This window comes from Pseudomonas oryzihabitans (assembly GCF_006384975.1).
Taxonomy (GTDB): domain Bacteria; phylum Pseudomonadota; class Gammaproteobacteria; order Pseudomonadales; family Pseudomonadaceae; genus Chryseomonas; species Chryseomonas psychrotolerans_B.
In genome coordinates, this window is record NZ_CP021645.1 from 894,304 (window position 1) to 912,284 (window position 17,981).

The 17,981-nt window shown below is 59.4% G+C and carries 8 protein-coding genes and 1 pseudogene; all 9 read left to right on the forward strand.

The window, feature by feature from the left end:
- Positions 1 to 37 precede the first annotated feature (37 nt).
- Positions 38 to 12,658 (forward strand): annotated as a pseudogene (locus tag CCZ28_RS03915) (two-partner secretion domain-containing protein); the annotation flags it as partial.
- A 26-nt stretch (positions 12,659 to 12,684) separates the two neighbouring features.
- Positions 12,685 to 13,041, forward strand: a complete 357-nt coding sequence (locus CCZ28_RS03920; protein ID WP_167509203.1) for a hypothetical protein — start codon at positions 12,685 to 12,687, stop codon at positions 13,039 to 13,041.
- A gap of 296 nt (positions 13,042 to 13,337) precedes the next feature.
- Positions 13,338 to 14,426 (forward strand): DNA/RNA non-specific endonuclease, encoded by a 1,089-nt coding sequence (locus tag CCZ28_RS03930; RefSeq protein ID WP_140216079.1) that lies wholly within the window; start codon positions 13,338 to 13,340, stop codon positions 14,424 to 14,426.
- A 2-nt stretch (positions 14,427 to 14,428) separates the two neighbouring features.
- Positions 14,429 to 14,962, forward strand: a complete 534-nt coding sequence (locus CCZ28_RS03935; protein ID WP_140216081.1) for an SMI1/KNR4 family protein — start codon at positions 14,429 to 14,431, stop codon at positions 14,960 to 14,962.
- Positions 14,963 to 15,334: 372 nt separating this feature from the next.
- Positions 15,335 to 15,535: a hypothetical protein gene (locus CCZ28_RS03940; protein WP_140216083.1), complete on the forward strand. Its 201-nt coding sequence runs from the start codon at positions 15,335 to 15,337 to the stop codon at positions 15,533 to 15,535.
- 2 nt (positions 15,536 to 15,537) lie between these two features.
- Positions 15,538 to 16,113: a DUF6883 domain-containing protein gene (locus CCZ28_RS03945; RefSeq protein ID WP_140216085.1), complete on the forward strand. Its 576-nt coding sequence runs from the start codon at positions 15,538 to 15,540 to the stop codon at positions 16,111 to 16,113.
- Between the two features lie 5 nt (positions 16,114 to 16,118).
- Positions 16,119 to 16,316: a DUF4926 domain-containing protein gene (locus tag CCZ28_RS24905; protein WP_140216087.1), complete on the forward strand. Its 198-nt coding sequence runs from the start codon at positions 16,119 to 16,121 to the stop codon at positions 16,314 to 16,316.
- Positions 16,317 to 16,713: 397 nt separating this feature from the next.
- Positions 16,714 to 17,712 carry a hypothetical protein gene (locus CCZ28_RS03955; RefSeq protein ID WP_140216089.1) on the forward strand — a complete coding sequence of 333 codons (999 nt, stop codon included), beginning with the start codon at positions 16,714 to 16,716 and terminating at the stop codon, positions 17,710 to 17,712.
- Positions 17,709 to 17,948, forward strand: coding sequence for a hypothetical protein (locus CCZ28_RS24375; RefSeq protein ID WP_167509204.1), 240 nt, complete (start codon positions 17,709 to 17,711; stop codon positions 17,946 to 17,948). Before CCZ28_RS03955 ends, CCZ28_RS24375 begins: the two co-directional genes overlap by 4 nt.
- Positions 17,949 to 17,981: the final 33 nt, after the last annotated feature.

Genomic DNA, 17,981 nt, shown 5'->3' on the forward strand with positions numbered 1-17,981 from the left:
ACCCGTTTCGCTACACCGCACTACCTGAGGAGCTGACATGGACGTCCGCCAATTCGACTTTCTCGCCGCCCAACCCAGCGCCGAACTCAAGCCGCGTGACACCTTCTGCGGCATTTCCAAGCGCGCCTTGGCCCTGCTGCTGGTCAATGCCCTGTTCTGGCAGCCGATCTGGGCCCAGGCCGAGGGCATCGTGGTCAGCAACGGCAATGGCGCCCGGCTCGATCAGGCGGGTAATGGCGTCCCCATCGTCAACATCGCCACGCCCGGGGCCAACGGCCTGTCGCACAACCAGTTCCAGGACTACAACGTCGACAGCCGCGGGGTCATCCTCAACAACGTCACCGACCGCACCGGCAATACTCAACTGGGCGGCATCATCGTCGGCAACCCCAACCTCCAGGGCCGGGCGGCCGGCGTCATCCTCAACGAGGTGGTGGGCGGCAGCCCCAGCCAGCTCAGGGGCTATACCGAGGTCGCCGGCCAGGCGGCGCGGGTCATCGTCGCCAACCCCTATGGCGTGACCTGCAACGGCTGCGGCTTCATCAATACGCCGCGGGTGACCCTCACCACCGGCAAGCCGATCCTCGACGGCAATCGCCTGGATCGTTTCCAGGTCGATGGCGGCAGCGTCACCATCGAAGGCAATGGCCTCAACGCCGACAACGTCGACCAGTTCGATATCGTCACCCGCTCGGCCAAGATCAATGCCGAGCTGCATGCTCGCCAGCTCAACATCGTCGCCGGCCGCAACGACGTCGCCGCCGATAGCCTTGCGGCTACTCCGCGCCCCGCCAGCCCTGGCGACGCCCCGCAACTGGCCATCGACTCCTCCGCCCTGGGTGGCATGTACGCCAACACCATCCGCCTGGTCGGTACCGAGGCTGGCGTAGGGGTGAAACTGGCCGGCAACCTGGCGGCCAGTGCCGGGGATATCCAGCTCGATGCCAACGGCCAGCTGACCCTGGCCCAGGCCGCCGCCAGCGGCAACATCGCCTTGAAGGGGCAAGGCGTCGACGCCCAGGGCCCGGTCTATGCCGGGGGTCGCGTCAACGCTCGGAGCGGGGGCAATCTCACCATCCACCAGAGCGTAGCGGCCCGTAACGCCATCACCCTCAACGCTGCCGGGCAACTCACCAATGCGGGTGTCATCGAAGCCGGGATAAATCCCGACAACAGCCGCAATGCCACGGGCGATGTCAGCCTGCAAGGCGCCGGGATCACCAACCGGGGCTCGGTGATCGCCAGCCGCAATCTCAGTGCCACCACCGGCGGCGGCCTCGACAACACTGGCGCCACCCTGAGCGCCGTCAGCCAGGCGCAACTCCAGGCCAGCACCCTCGGCAACGCCCAGGGCCGTATCCAGAGCCAGGGCAGCCTGGCGGTACAGGCCACCACCCTCGATAACACCCAAGGCCTCGTGACCAGCGCGGGCGCGCTCACCGCGACCCTTGGCCAGACCAGCAATGGCAAGGGCGAGATTTCCAGTCAGGCGCGCCTGACGCTGCAAGGCCAGGGCCTCGACAACCGCCAGGGCAAGCTCATCGGTACCTCGGGCCTGGACCTAACTCTGAATACCCTGGACAACCGTAGCGGCACCCTGGTCAGCCATGGCGACCTCCAGGCACGCCTCAGCGGCGCCCTGGACAACCGCCAGCAGGGCACCCTCCAGGGCGCCGGCAACACCACCCTGAGCTTCGGCCAACTGCTCAATGCCCAGGGCGTGCTCACCAGCGCGGCGGCCCTGAGCCTGAGCGGTAATCAGGTCAATAACGACAGTGGCCAACTCGGCAGCCAGGGCAACCTGACTGCCACCCTGGGTAGTCTCGACCAGCTCAATGGCCAGTTCATCAGCCAGGGCCAACTCAGCCTCATCGCCGACCGGCTGGGCAACACGGGCAACAGCCTGGTCGGTGGCCAGAACGGCGTCGAGTTGCGGGTAACCGCAGTCGACAACCGCGGCGGCGAAGTGTCCAGCCAGAGCGGCAGCGTCAGCCTCACCGGGCAGAGCCTGCTCAATAGCGGCGGCAAGGTCATCGCTGGGAGCGATCTGACGGCCAGCATCACCACCCTCGATAACAGCGGTAGTGGCTTGCTGTCGGCCAAGCAAGGCTTGCGCCTGAGCGGCCAGACCCTGGCCAACGGCGCTGGCGGTGTGTTGAACGCAGGCGCTGGCCTCCAGGCGACCCTGAGCGGCGCGCTGAACAATGCCGCGGGTAAGCTCCTCGCCCAGGGCGGCCTGACGCTCGGTAGCGCCAGCCTGAATAACCTCGGGGGCCTCCTCAGCGCCCAGGGTGCCCTGGCCGTGACGACCGGAGACCTGGGTAATACCCAGGGTCGTCTCGTCGGCCAAGCCGCCCTGAACCTCACGGCCGCCAGCCTGGACAATCGCCAAGGCCTGGTGTCCAGCGTCGGCCAGCAGACCCTGACCGTCACCGGCGGCGCGGTGCAGAACGACGGCGGTCAGCTGGTTACTAACAGCGGCCTGACCCTCAGCAGCGCCAGCCTGACCAACGGCAGCGGCACCCTGAGTGCCAAGGGTGCCGTGAGCCTGACCACCACCGGGGCGCTCAGCAACGCCCAGACCGGTCGCCTGATCGGCAGCGATACCTTCAGCGTCACCGCCGGCAGCCTCGCTAATGCCGGTCGCCTGGCCAGTGCCAAGGATCTACAGGTCACCACCGCCAGCCTGACCAACAGCGGTGAATTGTTCAGCCAGGCCGGCCTGACCCTGGACCTGCAGCACGGCAGCCTGAGCAACGCCAGCGGCGCCCTGATCACCGCCCCCGGCGCCCTGGTACTGAAGAACCTGGGTGATGTTCGCAATGCTGGTGAATTGAGTAGCGGCCAGGCCTTCACCCTGGTGGCGGCCAGCCTGGACAACAGCGGCGGCAAGCTGATCAGCAACGCCAGCCTGACCTTGCGCATCGCCCGTGCCCTGGCCAATGCCAAGGGCGTCCTGTCCGCTGCTGGCCTGGACATCGAGGCAGCCAGTCTCGACAACAGCGCCGGTATGCTCACCAGCCATCAAGACCTGAAGGTGATGCTGGCGGGTGACCTGCTCAACGGCCAGGGTCAACTGCTCAGCGACGGTGCGCTGGGCGTTACCGCGGCCAATCTGGACAACCGCCAGGGCGTGATCTCCAGCGCCGGTCAGCAGACCCTGACCTTCACCGACGGCGCCGTGCAAAACGACGGCGGCCAACTGGTCACCGATGGCGGCCTGACCCTCAGCAGCACCAGCCTGGACAACGGTGCCGGCACCCTGAGTGCCAAGGGCGCCGTCAGCCTGACCACCACCGGAGCGCTGAGCAACGCCCAGACCGGTCGCCTGATCGGCAGTGACACCTTCAGACTCAATGCCGGCAGTCTCACTAACGCCGGTCGCCTGACCAGTGCCAAGGATCTCTCGGTCACCACCGCTAGCCTGACCAACAGCGGCGAACTGTTCAGCCAGGCCGGCCTAACCCTGGACCTCAAAAACGGCAGCCTGACCAACGCCAGCGGCGGCCTGATCACCGCACCGGGTGCGCTGCTGCTCAAGAACCTTAATACGGTGCGCAACGCCGGTGAACTGAGCAGTGGCCAAGCCTTTACCCTGGCCGCGACCAGCCTGAACAACAGCGGCGGCAAGCTGATCAGCAACGCCAGCCTGACCCTGCGTATCGCCCGTGCCCTGACCAATGCCAAGGGGGCGCTATCCGCGACGGGGTTGGATGTCGAGGCGGCCAGCCTGGATAACAGCGCCGGGGTGCTCACTAGCCACCAAGACTTGAGTGTGAAGCTGGCAGGTGACCTGCTCAATGGCCAGGGCCAACTGCTCAGCGACGGTGCCCTCGGCGTTGCTGCCGCTAACCTGGACAACCGCCACGGCCTGGTCTCCAGTGCTGGTCAGCAGGCCCTCACCGTGACCGGCGGCACCGTGCAGAACGGGGGCGGGCAATTGGTTGCCGATGGCGGCCTGAGCCTGAATAGCGCCAGCCTTGATAACGTCGCGGGCACCCTCAGTGCCAAGGGCGCCATGAGTCTCACCACTGGCGTCCTGGCCAACAGCCAGAAGGGCCGCCTGGTGGGTGGCGATCGCCTGACGATCAGCGCCCTGCGCCTGGACAATACCGCTGGCCTGATCTCCGCGGCCAAGGGCCTGCAACTGGCGCTGAGCGATGGCTTGAGCAATGGCCAGGGGCAACTCCTCAGCGAAGGTACCCTGGGGATCACCGCGGCCAACCTGGACAACCGTCAGGGCGTGATCTCCAGCGCCGGCCAACAGACCTTGACCGTCACCAGCGGCGCGGTGCAGAACGACGGCGGCCAACTGGTCACCGATGGCGGCCTGACCCTCAGCAGTGCCAGCCTGGACAACGGCACCGGTACCCTTAGCGCCAAGGGCGCCGTGAGCCTGACCACCACCGGAGCGCTGAGCAACGCCGAGAACGGCCGCCTGATCGGCAGTGATACCGTCACGGTGACCGCCGGCAGCCTGACCAACGCCGGTCGTCTGGCCAGCGCCAAGGACCTGCAGGTCAGCACTGCCAACCTGACCAACAGCGGCGCACTGTTCAGCCAGGCCGGCCTGACGCTGGACCTGCAGAATGGCACCCTGACCAACGCCAGCGGCGGCCTGATCACGGCCCCTGGCGCACTGCTCCTGAACAACCTCGGCACGGTTCGCAACGCCGGTGAACTGAGCAGCGGCCAAGCCTTCACCCTGGCCGCGACCAGCCTGGACAACAGTGGCGGCAAGCTGGTCAGCAACGCCAACCTGACCCTACGCATCGCCCGCGCCTTGGCCAATGCCAAGGGCACCCTGTCTGCGGCCGGCCTCGACCTCCAGGCCGCCAGCCTGGCCAACGCGGGTGGCACCCTGGTCAGCCGCGGCGCCCTGAGCGTGACCACTACCGGGCTGCTGGACAATAGCGCCGATGGCCTCTTCAGCGCGGCCACCACCCTCGACGTCACGGCCAACAGCCTGACTAACAGCGGTGGCAGCCTGCTGGCCAAGGGCGCAGCGGCGGTCACCACTGGCCAACTGGACAACACGGCTAAGGGCCTGATCAACAGCCAGGCCAAGCTGACCCTCACCGCCGACCACCTGGACTCCAGCAATGGCGGCGAAGTCTCGGCCAAGGGTGACCTGCAACTGACCTTGGGTGAACTCAAGCAACAGGGTGGCCGTCTGATCGGTGAGGGTGCCCTGGCCCTAGACCTGGGGCGTAGCGGCGGGACCGGCAACCTCGACAATACGGGGGGCCTGATCACCACCACCGGCGTGCTCAGCTTTGCCCACCTTAACCAGGTCACCAATACCAGTGGCGAGATCAGCAGCGCCCAGTCTTTCGACCTCATCGCCCAGGCGTTGGATAACAGCAAAGGCAAGCTCATCAGCCAGGGCCTGCTCAAGGTCCAGGCCGGCCAGATCACCAACGATGGCGGTCTGCTCTCCGGCTGGCAGGGCCTCACCGTCATCGGCAGCAACCTGAGCAACCGCCAGAGCGGCACCCTGTCCAGCAAGGCCGGCGACGTGACCGCCACGCTCACCGGCACCCTGGACAATGGCGACAACGGCGCTCTGGCCACCCAGGGCGCTCTCACGGTGACCGCCGCCAACCTCAACAACACCGGCGGTGTCCTCTCCAGCGGCGGTGCCCAGACCCTGACCGTGACCGGCACGCTGCAGAACGGTAGCCAGGGCCTGATCGACGCCAAGGGAACGCTCACCGTCAATGCCGGCCAGTACGCCAACGGCGGCACCACCCAGGCCCAGCAGGCGTTGAGCGTCAGTGCGGACAACCTGGACAACAGCGGTGGCACCCTCAGCGGCCAAGCCGCTGTCACCCTCGACCTGCTCGGCGCCCTCACCAACAGCGGCGGGGCCGTGCTGGCCCAGGGTGACCTGCTGCTCAAACGGGCGACTCAGGTCGCGAATAGGAAGGGCCGACTCAACAGCGGTGGCCTGCTGACCCTCTTGGTCGGTGGCCTGGACAATAGCGCTGGCGGCACCCTGGCCGGCCAGAGCGGCCTGAGACTCACCGCCAGCGGCCAGGTGAGCAATGGCGGCGATGGCCTGCTGGCCAGCCAGGGCGGAGCCCTGAGCGTCACCGCCAGTGCCCTCGACAACAGCGGTGGCACCCTGCAAAGCGCCACCGGCCTGACCGTTGCCACCGGCTCCGGCACGGTCGGCAACGCGGGCGGCAAGCTGCTGGCCCAGAACGGCGACCTCAGCATCACCGCGGGCAGCCTGGACAACCGCGGCGGCATCCTGGCCAGCCTTCAGGGCGCCTTCACCGCCGGCATCAGCGGACTCCTGGCCAACGGCGGCCAGGGCCAGACCGGAGGCACCATCCAGGCGCAGCGCCTGGATCTCAGCGCCGGCACCCTGAGCAACTACAACGGCAAACTCTCGGCCCTGGGCGGCGATGCCCTGATCCAGGCCAGCAGTGTCGATAACCGCAACGGCAGCCTCTACGGCAAGGGCCTGGTGCGCGTCCGTGGGGGCAGCTTCGACAACAGCGGCGACAACGACGGCCAGGTCTTCGGCAACCAGATCGATTTCAGCCTGAGCGGCGCCCTCAATAACCGCCTGGGCATCATCGAAAGCAACAGCACCCTGAGCCTGGCCGCGGCCAGCCTGGACAACACCAATGGTCGACTGCGTGCCCTGGGTAGTGGCGGTACCACGCTACTCAACCTCGGCGGCACCCTGGACAACACCAATGGCCGGCTGGAAAGCGCCAACCAGAACCTGCAACTCAACCTCGGCGGCCTGACCAACACCAACGGCACCCTGCTGCATGTGGGCACCGGTACCTTCGGCCTGGGCCTGCCCCTGCTGCAGAACGCCGGCGGTAGCGTGACCAGCAACGGTACCCTGACCCTGAGCGGCAGCAGCTGGACCAACAGCAGCACGTTGCAGGTGGCCAACCTGGTGGTCAACGTCGACAACCTGACTCAGACCGGCAGCGGCCAACTGCTGGCCAGCAATAGCTTCAACGGCAACGGCGGCAACTGGACCAACGACGGCCTCATCTCCGCCGGTGGCAATTTCAGCCTCGCTCTGGGCGGCACCTACCAGGGCGTAGGGCGCCTGAGCAGTGGCTACGACTTCACCCTGAACGCCGGGCAGCTACTGCTGGACAATCCCAACGCCCGCCTGACGGCTGGCAGCGGCACCACCACCTTCAACATCGGCGGCCTGCTACGCAACCAGGCGCGGATCACCTCGGCGGGTAATTTCACCCTCAATGCTGGGCAAGTCGACAACCGGGGCACCCTGGGCGCGGCAGGCAACCTGGCAATCAGTACCCCTAGCCTGACTAATCAGAACAGCAGCCTGATCTTCAGTGGCGGCAATATGGCATTCGGGGTGAATGACTTCACCAACCGCTATGCCGATGTGTATAGCCTGGGTCGTCTACTAGTCGCTCGTGATAGCTCAGCTACTCAGCGTGCCAGCCGCTTCGAAAATATATCCGCGACGATGGAAAGCGCAGGCGATATGACACTTCGCGTGGATGAGATAATCAATCGTAAAGATATTCTAAATTATAATGAGCAATTCCTTTCTGGCGACATAGCCTACGAGTGCCTTAACTGTAAAGGTAGGTACTACGACCTGTATTATTATGTCACTCAAAAATTGAAAAGGGTTATTAGTGCTGACTCGCGGAGCGCCTCTTTGCTTTCTGGGGGAAGTCTCCAGGCTGATAGTAATAACTTCAGTAATAGATATAGTGTTATCAGTGCTTCTCGCGATATCGACATCCGGACGGGTAACTTCGAGAACACTGGTGCTGCGGACTCGGTAGTGGAAAGATTTTTACAGTACCGCAACCCAAATGATTCCGAAAGTAAAGATGTTTTTTATTCTTTGATCGGAGAGGGTGGAGCTGTTAATGAATACAATAAGTATATGGCCGAGAGGAAGCACCGCTATTTAGAGACTGTTCGTTTTGGTGGGAGAGATGGCGGTACGGAAACTCGATTTCTTAATAGAAATGAACAGGTTTTAAATGAGTCGAATCCTGACTACTCACCTTCTAGGCAGGTGGCTCTGCCTGGCATATTTTCCACCTATACCCAAGTAGATTCCCGAGAAACCGTTACCAGCACTGGCGCCAGCGCAATGGCGGTAGTGCAGGCCGGAGGCAGTGTCCGTATCGAGGCCTCACAAAACCTTTCTAATGGCCTCGTACAGCAGGGCATAGGCGCACAGCGTGGGGGTAATCGTACTCAAAATACCCAGGTTCCGGGTGTTGCGGTTCAAACGACGGTTACCTTTAATTCCCAACTACCCCCAGACCTAGCCCAACAACAAGTCAACCCCACCACGCTCCCTGGTTTCTCGTTGCCCACCGGCCAAAACGGCCTGTTCCGCCTCAGCGGCCAACAGAACAGCGCGGCAGACATCAATACGGGCAGCCAGGCTCAGTGGCTAGCCAAAAGCCAGGCCGCCGTCGGCGATCAGGTCAATACTCAGATTGCGACCTACACCGCGGGCCGTATCGGAGATATTGCCAAGGCCTTGGTCGGTACTCAGACAGAGGCTGTCGCGTCGCTGCAGATTCGTACCCCCACCGACACGCCCCTGGCCAATCAGATGGCGCTCGGTACCCTGGCGCAGGCGTCAAAGCTTGTCGATTCGACCACCAACCAGCCGGCTACCGGGGGTAGCAAGCTACGTTGGAGCCCGCTTGCCGAGGGTTCGCTCAAGAAGGTCGTCGCCGCCCAAGGCATCATGGCGCCCGAGGTCTCCGTAGTCCTGCCCACCACCGTGGGCCATGACCTGCCACACCGCTACCTGGTGGAAACCAACCCGGCACTGACCGACCTCAAGCAGTTCATGAGTTCGGACTACCTGCTGGGCAACCTCAACTACAACCCGGACACCAGCTGGAAACGCCTGGGCGATGGCCTCTATGAACAGCGCCTGGTCCAGCAGGCCATCGTCGCCCGCACCGGGCAGCGCTTCATCGACGGCCTGACCAGTGACGAAGCCCAGTTCAAGTACCTGATGGACAACGCCATCGCCAGCAAGCAGGCGCTGGGCCTCAGCGTGGGCGTGAGCCTGACCGCCGCCCAGGTGGCGGCCCTGACCCACGACATCGTCTGGATGGAAGACCAGGTGATCAATGGCGAGCACGTGCTGGTCCCGGTGCTCTACCTGGCCAACGCCAACAACCGCCTGGCGCCCAACGGTGCGCTCATCCAGGGCAGCGACGTCACCCTGATCGCCGGCAACGAGCTGACCAACGCCGGCACCCTGAGAGCTACCAACAACCTCACGGCTACCGCCACCAGCAACCTGGTCAACAGCGGCCTGATCCAGTCCGGTGATCGGCTGAGCCTGACTAGTACTCTGGGTGATATCACCAACCGTGCGGGCGGCATCATCAGTGGACGCGACGTGAGCCTGACGGCCAGCCGCGGTGACATCCTTAATGAACGCACTGTTACCACCCATACAGCAAACTATGCAGGCCAAACCCTGCGAGAAGACTACGCCGATACCGCCGCCCGTATCGAAGCCAGCAACAACCTCAGCCTCATTGCTGGGCGTGACATCAACAACGTCGGCAGTGTGCTGAGCGCCGGTGGTAATGCCACCCTGATCGCAGGGCGCGACGTCAACCTGGTAAACGCCCAGACGCAGACGGGCCGTAGTAGCGGTGCCAACAACACCAGCTCCAGCATCACCCAGCTGACCGGCAGCCTTACGGCAGGCCGTGACCTGGGCATTGGTGCCGGACGTGATCTCACCGCCGTTGCTACGACCCTCAGCGCAGGTCGCAACGCCAGTCTGGCTGCCCAGGAGAATCTGACCCTGGGCGTGGCTGCCAACGAAAGCCACAGCTACAGCAAGAGCAAGAAGACCACCCGCCAGGAAGACCACGTCGACCAGCAGATCACCACCCTGACTGCGGGCGGCAACGTCAGCCTGGTGGCAAGACAGGGCGACCTGACCCTGGTGGCCAGCAAGGTTGCGGCGGGTGGCGAGGCCTATCTCTACGCGGGCCAGGACCTCAACCTACTGGCGGCCCAGGACAGCGACTACTCGCTGTACGACATGAAGAAGAAAGGCAGCTTCGGCGCGAAGAAGACCAAGCGCGACGAAGTGACCGACGTGCGCAACCTCGGGAGCGAGATCAAGGCCGGCGGCGACATTACCCTGCAGAGCGAAGGCAACCAGACCTACCAAGCCGCCAAGCTCCAAAGCGGCAAGGACCTAACCCTCGACAGCGGTGGCAGCATCACCTTCGAGGCGGTGAAGGATCTGCACCAGGAGAGTCACGAGAAGAGCAATAACAATGCTTTCTGGGTTTCGTCCAAAGGCAAGGGCCAAACCGATGAAACCCTGCGCCAGACGCAGATCATCGCGGAGGGCAAGGTCAGCATCCAAGCCGTCGAAGGGCTGAAGATCGACGTCAAGGAAGTCAACGGCCAGACGGTAAGCCAGACCATCGATGCCATGGTCAAGGCCGATCCAAACCTCGCCTGGATCAAACAAGCCGAAGCACGCGGTGACGTGGACTGGCGGCAGGTCAAAGAGATCCACGACAGCTTCAAATACAGCAACTCCGGCCTTGGCCCGGCCTCGCAGATGATCATCGCCATCGCGATGGCCGTCATCATCGGCCCCATGGCGGGCGGTTTGATGGGCGGCACCGTCACCCAGGCCGCCATTACCACCGCTGCGACCAACGCCGCCGTCAGCACCATCAACAACCGTGGCAACCTGGGCGCCGTATTCAAGGACGTGACGTCCTCGGACAGCCTCAAGAGCTACGCCATGGCCGGTGCCTCTGCGGGCATCCTGCAGATGGCCGGCTATGACGCGACCAAGCTCAAGTTCGATACGGCCAGTGCCCAGGCGGTCGGCACCAAGCTCATGGCCGACACCCTGGCCCGCACCCTCATTTACGGTGGCAGCTTCCAGGACAACCTCAAGCAGGCGGCCTTGGGAACCGCCGTCGGTATCGCGGGCGTCAATGCGGCGAACGCAATCGGGGATCTAGGCCTCGCTAGCGGGAGCCTCTCTAAGATCGCGCTGCATGCTGCCCTGGGTGGCTTGATGGCCGAAGCCATGGGCGGTGACTTCCGTAGCGGCGCCTTGGCCGCCGGCGCCAGCGAAGCCATGGTGGGGATGCTGGGCGATAAATTCCTGCCGCCGGGCACCCAAAAAGGTAGCCCAGAGTATCAACGCGGCATGAGCAATCTGCTGGCCGCTTCGCAGTTGGTGGGTGTACTGGCCGCGAGCCTGAGCGATGGCGATATCCAGGCCGCTGCCACGGTAGCCGCCAACGCCACGGCGAATAACTACCTACGCCACCAAGACGTGGAGAACCTGGCCAAGGAGCTGCAAGGCTGCGAAGCCCGGGGCGATTGCCAGGCCGTCCGCGACAAGTACCAGGCCATCAGCGATGCCAACAGCGCGCGTGCCAAGAATTGCCAGCAAACGGGCGACTGTCAGCAGATCGAGCAAGAGATCCTGGCGGGCCAGCGGGCGATGGATCAACTGCACGGCTATGCCGACCAAGTGGTTAATGAGCAGTTTGCGAATCAACAACAAATAGACAGGAATACCGTTTCTAACAATATCATTGAGACTGGATACAAGGATCTAGAAAGTCAGCGTGAGCGTGAGCAAGCGCAGGCTCGCCAAGACGCTGAGCGTCTGAAAAATGACCCTGCCGCCCTGAAGCAGGAACTGAATGCCCAGGCCACGGACCTGGCGCGGAAGGATCTTGAGCAGCAGATGGCCAGCCAGGCCGACCAGCTTCGTGACAAGCTGGCAAACGATGCCGCTCTACGAGCAGAGGTTGGCGACCTCTTGGATTATCAGCAACGACTGGCAGGTGCTGCCGCCAATGTCGCCGGAGGTGCCAAGGCCATCGGCGAAATGCTCGAGCCGAGTGTCTGGGATCTGCTGACTCCGGCGGCTAAGGCAGTCAAGCTGGGCATGATCGTGGCCGCCCTGAAGGGAGGCGCCACTGAGTTCAAGATTGGCAGCCAAGTGGCGGGCGATCTGGCCACTATCGAGCAACTGTCCGGCAAGCTGAATGACCTGAACGCCGGTAAGTTGCCTGGCGAAGCGGAGCTGTCGAAGTATTATGACAAGACGCCGTTGGGGCAGGCGATCAGTGAAGCCAATAAGACGGGTTTTGGTGGTGCAAAAGGAACGACAACTGCTGGGGAGCTTGCTGGCGCACCTGCCAAAAATCCATTGCTTGATGATTCGATTCCGAGAAATGGTGATCGTCTGGTCGTGAACCAAGGGCCCGCGCCTACTTGCGGACATAACTCCTGCGGTATGGTTCTGGATACGTTGGGCAAGGAGGTTGATATAGAATCTCTTATCCAAAGGATTGCGCCTTCTGAGGGTGGGATTTACGCTCGAGATGTCGCAAACCTGATGACTTCTGAAGGTGTTCCTGCAAGTGCCTTTGGAAGCAGAAATGTTGCTGATTTGGCCAGGTACACCGGTGATGGAACTCCGGTGGTTGTCCGCATTGTTGACAACACGAGAGGCACTGACTTCTCCCATTTTGTTGTGGTGGATGGGGTTACAACTAGAAATGGAATCTCCGTTGTAGCTATTCGCGATCCGCATGGGTCGCAATACTTTAGTCCCGTCAGTACCTTTCAAAGAAATTTTTCAGGTGAGGTTGTTGTTCCTCGGAGTGCAATTAAGTGAGATTAAATATTGATTTTCCTAAAAACATGATTACGGATGAATTGCTCAGGCAGGAACGAATACCGTGCTTTTGCAAGGTTTCAAAAGAGTTTGAAATTTCGTTTTCGGATACTGTCCCTGAGTCATCGGGGGTGGTATCAGAATGGGATCGTAGAGAGCTGGAGTTAAGAGCCGTTGCAGGAGCGGGAGGTCGATATACGCATTTCGCTAATGGTTTGATTACATTGCAGAAAATTGATGAAGGCGCTTACAAGATCCTTGATCTTGACATGTTTTATAGAAGTTACGGCTGGTGCGCTGTCTTACGGGGTGGGGAGTATGCGCCTCCTGGAAATTTTTGGGATGAAGAGTAAAGGCATTTCTGATGAATGCTAGGCTGGGGATTCAATTGTATGAATGGACTCTCTCAGTCGAATTCCGAATCCAATCATTGATTATGCGTTTAGAAATGGTGCAAAAGCGGCAGGTGCAGTCAATGAAACGGCTGGTTCGATCAGAGGCGTCAATCCCTGCTTTCCAGAGGCCGGGCCGACTCATAACTGCATAAACTGTTCAATTGCAACTGATGCAACCTTGGCAGAAAATCCGGCTTCAGCGCTTCCGATAAAGTCAACAGATGGTGTCCAGGCCGCTGCCACGGTAGCCGCCAATGCCATGGCGAATAACTACCTGCGCCATCACTAACAATATCATTGAGACTGGATACAAGGATCTAGAAAGTCAGCGTGAGCGTGAGCAAGCGCAGGCCCGCCAAGACGCTGAGCGTCTGAAAAATGACCCTGCCGCCCTGAAGCAGGAACTGAATGCCCAGGCCACGGACCTGGCGCGGAAGGATCTTGAGCAGCAGATGGCCAGCCAGGCCGACCAGCTGCGTGACAAGTTGGCAAGCGATGCCGCTTTGCGGGCCGAGGTTGGCGACCTTTTGGACTACCGGGAGCGGCTGTCAGGTGCTGCCGCCAATGTCGCCGGAGGTGCCAAGGCCATCGGCGAAATGCTCGAGCCGAGTGTCTGGGACCTGCTGAGTCCGGCGGCCAAGGCGGTCAAGCTGGGCATGATCGTGGCCGCCCTGAAGGGAGGCGCCGCCGAGTTCAAGATTGGCAGTCAAGTAGCGGGCGAGTTGGCTACTATCGAGCAACTGTCCGGTAAGCTGAATGACCTGAACGCCGGTAAGCTGCCAGGCGAGGCGGAACTGTCGAAGTATTATGACAAGACGCCGTTGGGGCAGGCGATCAGTGAGGCAAGGGCGACAGGTTCTGGAGGGGCAAAAACAAATCTAGAAGGCTATCCAACACTTGCTAGGCCGAATCAAACTACACCTGGCAATGTGATTCTTGGTGATCTTGACTCACTTGGCCGTCCTACGGGGGTAACTGCAGTACTTAAGCCGGAAACATTGGGTGGTGGTTCCAGTGCTAACCCTGCAATTCGCCCACCGGGCTTCGAGGGGCAGGGAGCTAATCATGCACGTGGGCATTTGCTCGCTAATTCACTTGGGGGCGCCGGCGATGACGCAAGAAACCTGGTGACGCTTTTTCAGCGCAACGCAAATCATCCCAATATGAGTTCATTTGAGCGTCAAGTGAAGGCCGCTATTCAGAATGGAGAGACCGTTAGCTATAGAGCAATTCCGATTTACAAAGGGAGTGATCCGATACCTACGGGGGTTACATTGACTGCTCGTGGGTCAGGAGGTTTTAATCTCGATGTTTCAATTCCAAACATAAATGGAGTTAGATAAATATGATTACTGATTTGTTCAGTATCCTTCCTCCTACGCGCGAGCAGCGCTTTTTTGATGATATGACTTGGTCTCATTTTGAGTCCGCATGGCAAGTCAGTCTGCCTAAAGACTTTAAGGGGTTTATATCTGTATATGGTGGAGGGGTGATTGATGATTTTGTATGGATCCTTAGTCCTTTCTCGAAAAATTCTAATTTAAATTTTGAAAAAAGCAGGTATTTTCGAGAAGCTTACCTTGTGATGCAGCAGGATTTTCCGTTGGACTATCCAAGACCAAATTACCCTTTGCCAGGTTCGTTCTTACCTTGGGCGGTAACGGACAATGGAGAGACTTTTTTTTGGGTTGTTTCCGGAGAAGCTGACTCATGGAAGGTTGGTATTCATAGTGTCGATCAAGGAGAGGAGGAGATTTATAATTTAGGGTGTGTCGAGTTCTTATTGGGTCTCCTTCGTGGGGATTTTTTATCAAAAATTTTGCCTAGGCAATTCCCGCCGGTAGGCATAGAAAAGCATATATTTACAGCGGTTGAATAATAGCAAGGCTTCTTGTTTTTGAATTTTATTGAGTTGGTGTGATTACGCAGGGTGGCTGTTATCAGCTTGGCGGAAACCTCAAGATGGTAGTGTGGTGTCGTGATTATGTGTGGTTATGGTGGCTTTTACATCTATAACACATATAGCTTTAATAGGCTTCGGTGATATCGATTATTTGTTGCTGTATAAGATTCAATTTTTCTGTTTAAAGTGGATTTATTCCCTTGACTCGAAGTGGTGCGCGTCGTGCCGCTTCAAGCATTTTATTTTTAGTATTCTCCCTGTCGATCCCTAACAATCTGAGCACGTTCGATCAAACAGCTTCAAAACGTCCAGGCAGCCGAACTGGCGCGGCAGGACCTGGAGCTGCAGATGGCCAGCCAGGCCGACCAACTGCGTGACAAGTTAGCTAACGATGCCGCTCTACGGGCTGAGGTTGGCGGCCTCTTGGACTACCAGCAACGACTGGCAGGTGCGGCCTCTAATGTCGCCGGAGGAGCCAAGCTCATCGGCGAAATGCTCGAGCCGACTGTCTGGGACGTGCTGACTCCGGCGGCAAGGCGGTCAAGCTAAGCATGATCGTGGCCGCCCTGAAGGGAGGCGCCGCTGAGTTCAAGATTGGCAGTCAAGTAGCGGGCGAGCTGGCTACTATCGAGCAACTGTCCGGTAAGCTGAATGACCTGAACGCCGGTAAGCTGCCAGGCGAAGCGGAGCTGTCGAAGTATTATGACAAGACGCCGTTGGGGCAGGCGATTAGTGAAGCCAATAAGACGGGTTTTGGAGGTGCAAAAGGAGTTCCAGAGCTTGTCGAGGGAGCTCATTCACTTATAGGTGCCAATCGTGCGGTTATCGATCCACGCAAGCTCACAGACTACGCATTGAATCCAGATCATCCGGTTGGTGGTAACAAAGCACGTGTTTTTGAATCGGCACTCGGATTTACGAAGGACAATTCTGATCTGCTTATGAAGCAGCTTAAGGAGGGGGTAATGAACAATACACCAATTCCTGGAAAGGTGGATCAATATGGTGCTCGCTTTACCGTAGATATTCCTGTTATGGGGCCGGATGGAAGCGGAGTCGTTAGGAGTGGATGGATTTATAAGCCCGGCTCAAGCACTCCAGAGCTGACAACAATTTTTGTGAAGTAATTTATATGTCTTTAAAAGTTAATGAAGTCGTGCGCCTATTAGAGGATATTCCTGCTGAGGGGGTTTATAGTGGAAGCCTCGGGGTAATAGTAGCCGTCTTCTCGGGGCCTGAGGAGGCTTATGAGGTTGAGTTCTGCAATGAGAAAGGTGCCAGCACTGCACAGGTGGCACTGAGACCGTCTCAGTTTGAGGTTATGACATAATTAATTTATTGTAAAAGCCACTATCAGAGCAGGCTGCAAGGAGAGAACCCTACTGATTTTGGTCTCATGACGGTTTTTCCTAGCGACAGCTGGCTAAGCTTGGCAAGCTAAATTAAGAAAGCTTGGATTGGTGAAGAGTAAAAATAACCTTGGCGCTGCTGAGGCTTTTTTCCACTCGATGATTTGTGCAAAGCAACCCTGCATTACTCGAATGTGTGTCTGCTCGTTGACCTCTTCCTCGTCCTGTTACATCCAATAACCGCGTAGCTTGATACCAGGGAACGTTTGTTACCCGCTTTGGGGCGGTTAAAGGTGGGGCGTTTTCGTTCAGTCTTAAAAGCTCCGACACGCCCTGCGCTGAGACCGTCGGTACTATGCTCATGGCCGACACCCTGGCGTGCAGTTTGGCAATCAGCAGTGGCAGGACAATATCCTCGACTCTGCACACAAAGCCTTGGAAAGCCAGCACGAGCGGGAGCAAGCGCAGGCGCGCCAAGACGCTGAGCGTCTGAAAAATGACCCTGTAGCCCTGAAACAAGAACTGAATTCTCAGGCCACGGACCTGGCGCGGCAGGACTTGGAGCAGCAGGTGGCAAGCCAAGGGGATCAGCTGCGTGACAAGTTGTTAAATGATGCCGCTTTACGGGCCGAGGTTGGCGACCTCTTGGACTACCGGGAGCGACTGGCAGGTGCAGCGGCCAGTGTCGCTGGAGGTACCCCGACCATCGGCGAAATGCTGGAACCGAGTGTCTGGGACGTGCTGAGTCCGGTGGCCAAGGCGGTCAAGCTGGGCATGATCGTGGCCGCCCTGAAGGTAGGCGCCGCTGAGTTCAAGATTGGCAGCCAAGTAGCGGGTGAGTTGGCTACTATCGAGCAACTGTCCGGCAAGCTGAATGATCTGAACGCCGGTAAGCTGCCGGGCGAAGCGGAACTTTCGAAGTATTATGACAAGACGCCGTTGGGGCAGGCGATCAGTGAAGCCAATAAAACGGGTTTTGGCGGTGCAAAAGCAACAAGTAAGGTAATTGCTCGGTATGGGCCTATGAATCAAGGCCCACTACCTAAGGGCATCGCGGACACCTTCCGCAGCGGTACGTATTCTGAGGTAGTCACTGAACAGCCAAGCACACTGTATCGAGTCTATGGTGGAGCGGCGCAGGAGTTGGGCGGCTATTGGACCGCGACAAAACCAGCGGGCCCAGTCCAGTCTATTATTGACCGTGCTTTGGACCCCCAATGGTGGAATACCGCTACAAAAGTCGTTAAAATTGAAGTTCCTGCAGGTGTCAAATATTTTGAAGGTGTGGCTGCTCCGCAACGTGGCTTGGTTGCTGGTGGTAGTCAAGTGCTATTTCCCAAAGATTTTAAAATTGATGCTTCGTGGATAAGTAAATGAATAAGTGTAATTGGGAAGTCATAGATGAGTTTTTGTCGCCTCAGGAATACGAGAGGTTTGTCGCCTGGATTGCTGATCAAGTTGGCACTGGGATGGTAGAACAGGTTCCTGTTCAGGAAAGCTATGCAGGGCCAGGGTTTGAAGAAAAGTGGTTCAGATGTATAGTGGAAAGTGAAACATGGAGATTGGTTGCTCCTCAAGTCCCTTTTCGCGGCTATTGGGTGCCAATAGAATAAAATAATTTCTAAGAAAAGATTAGAGTTATTGAT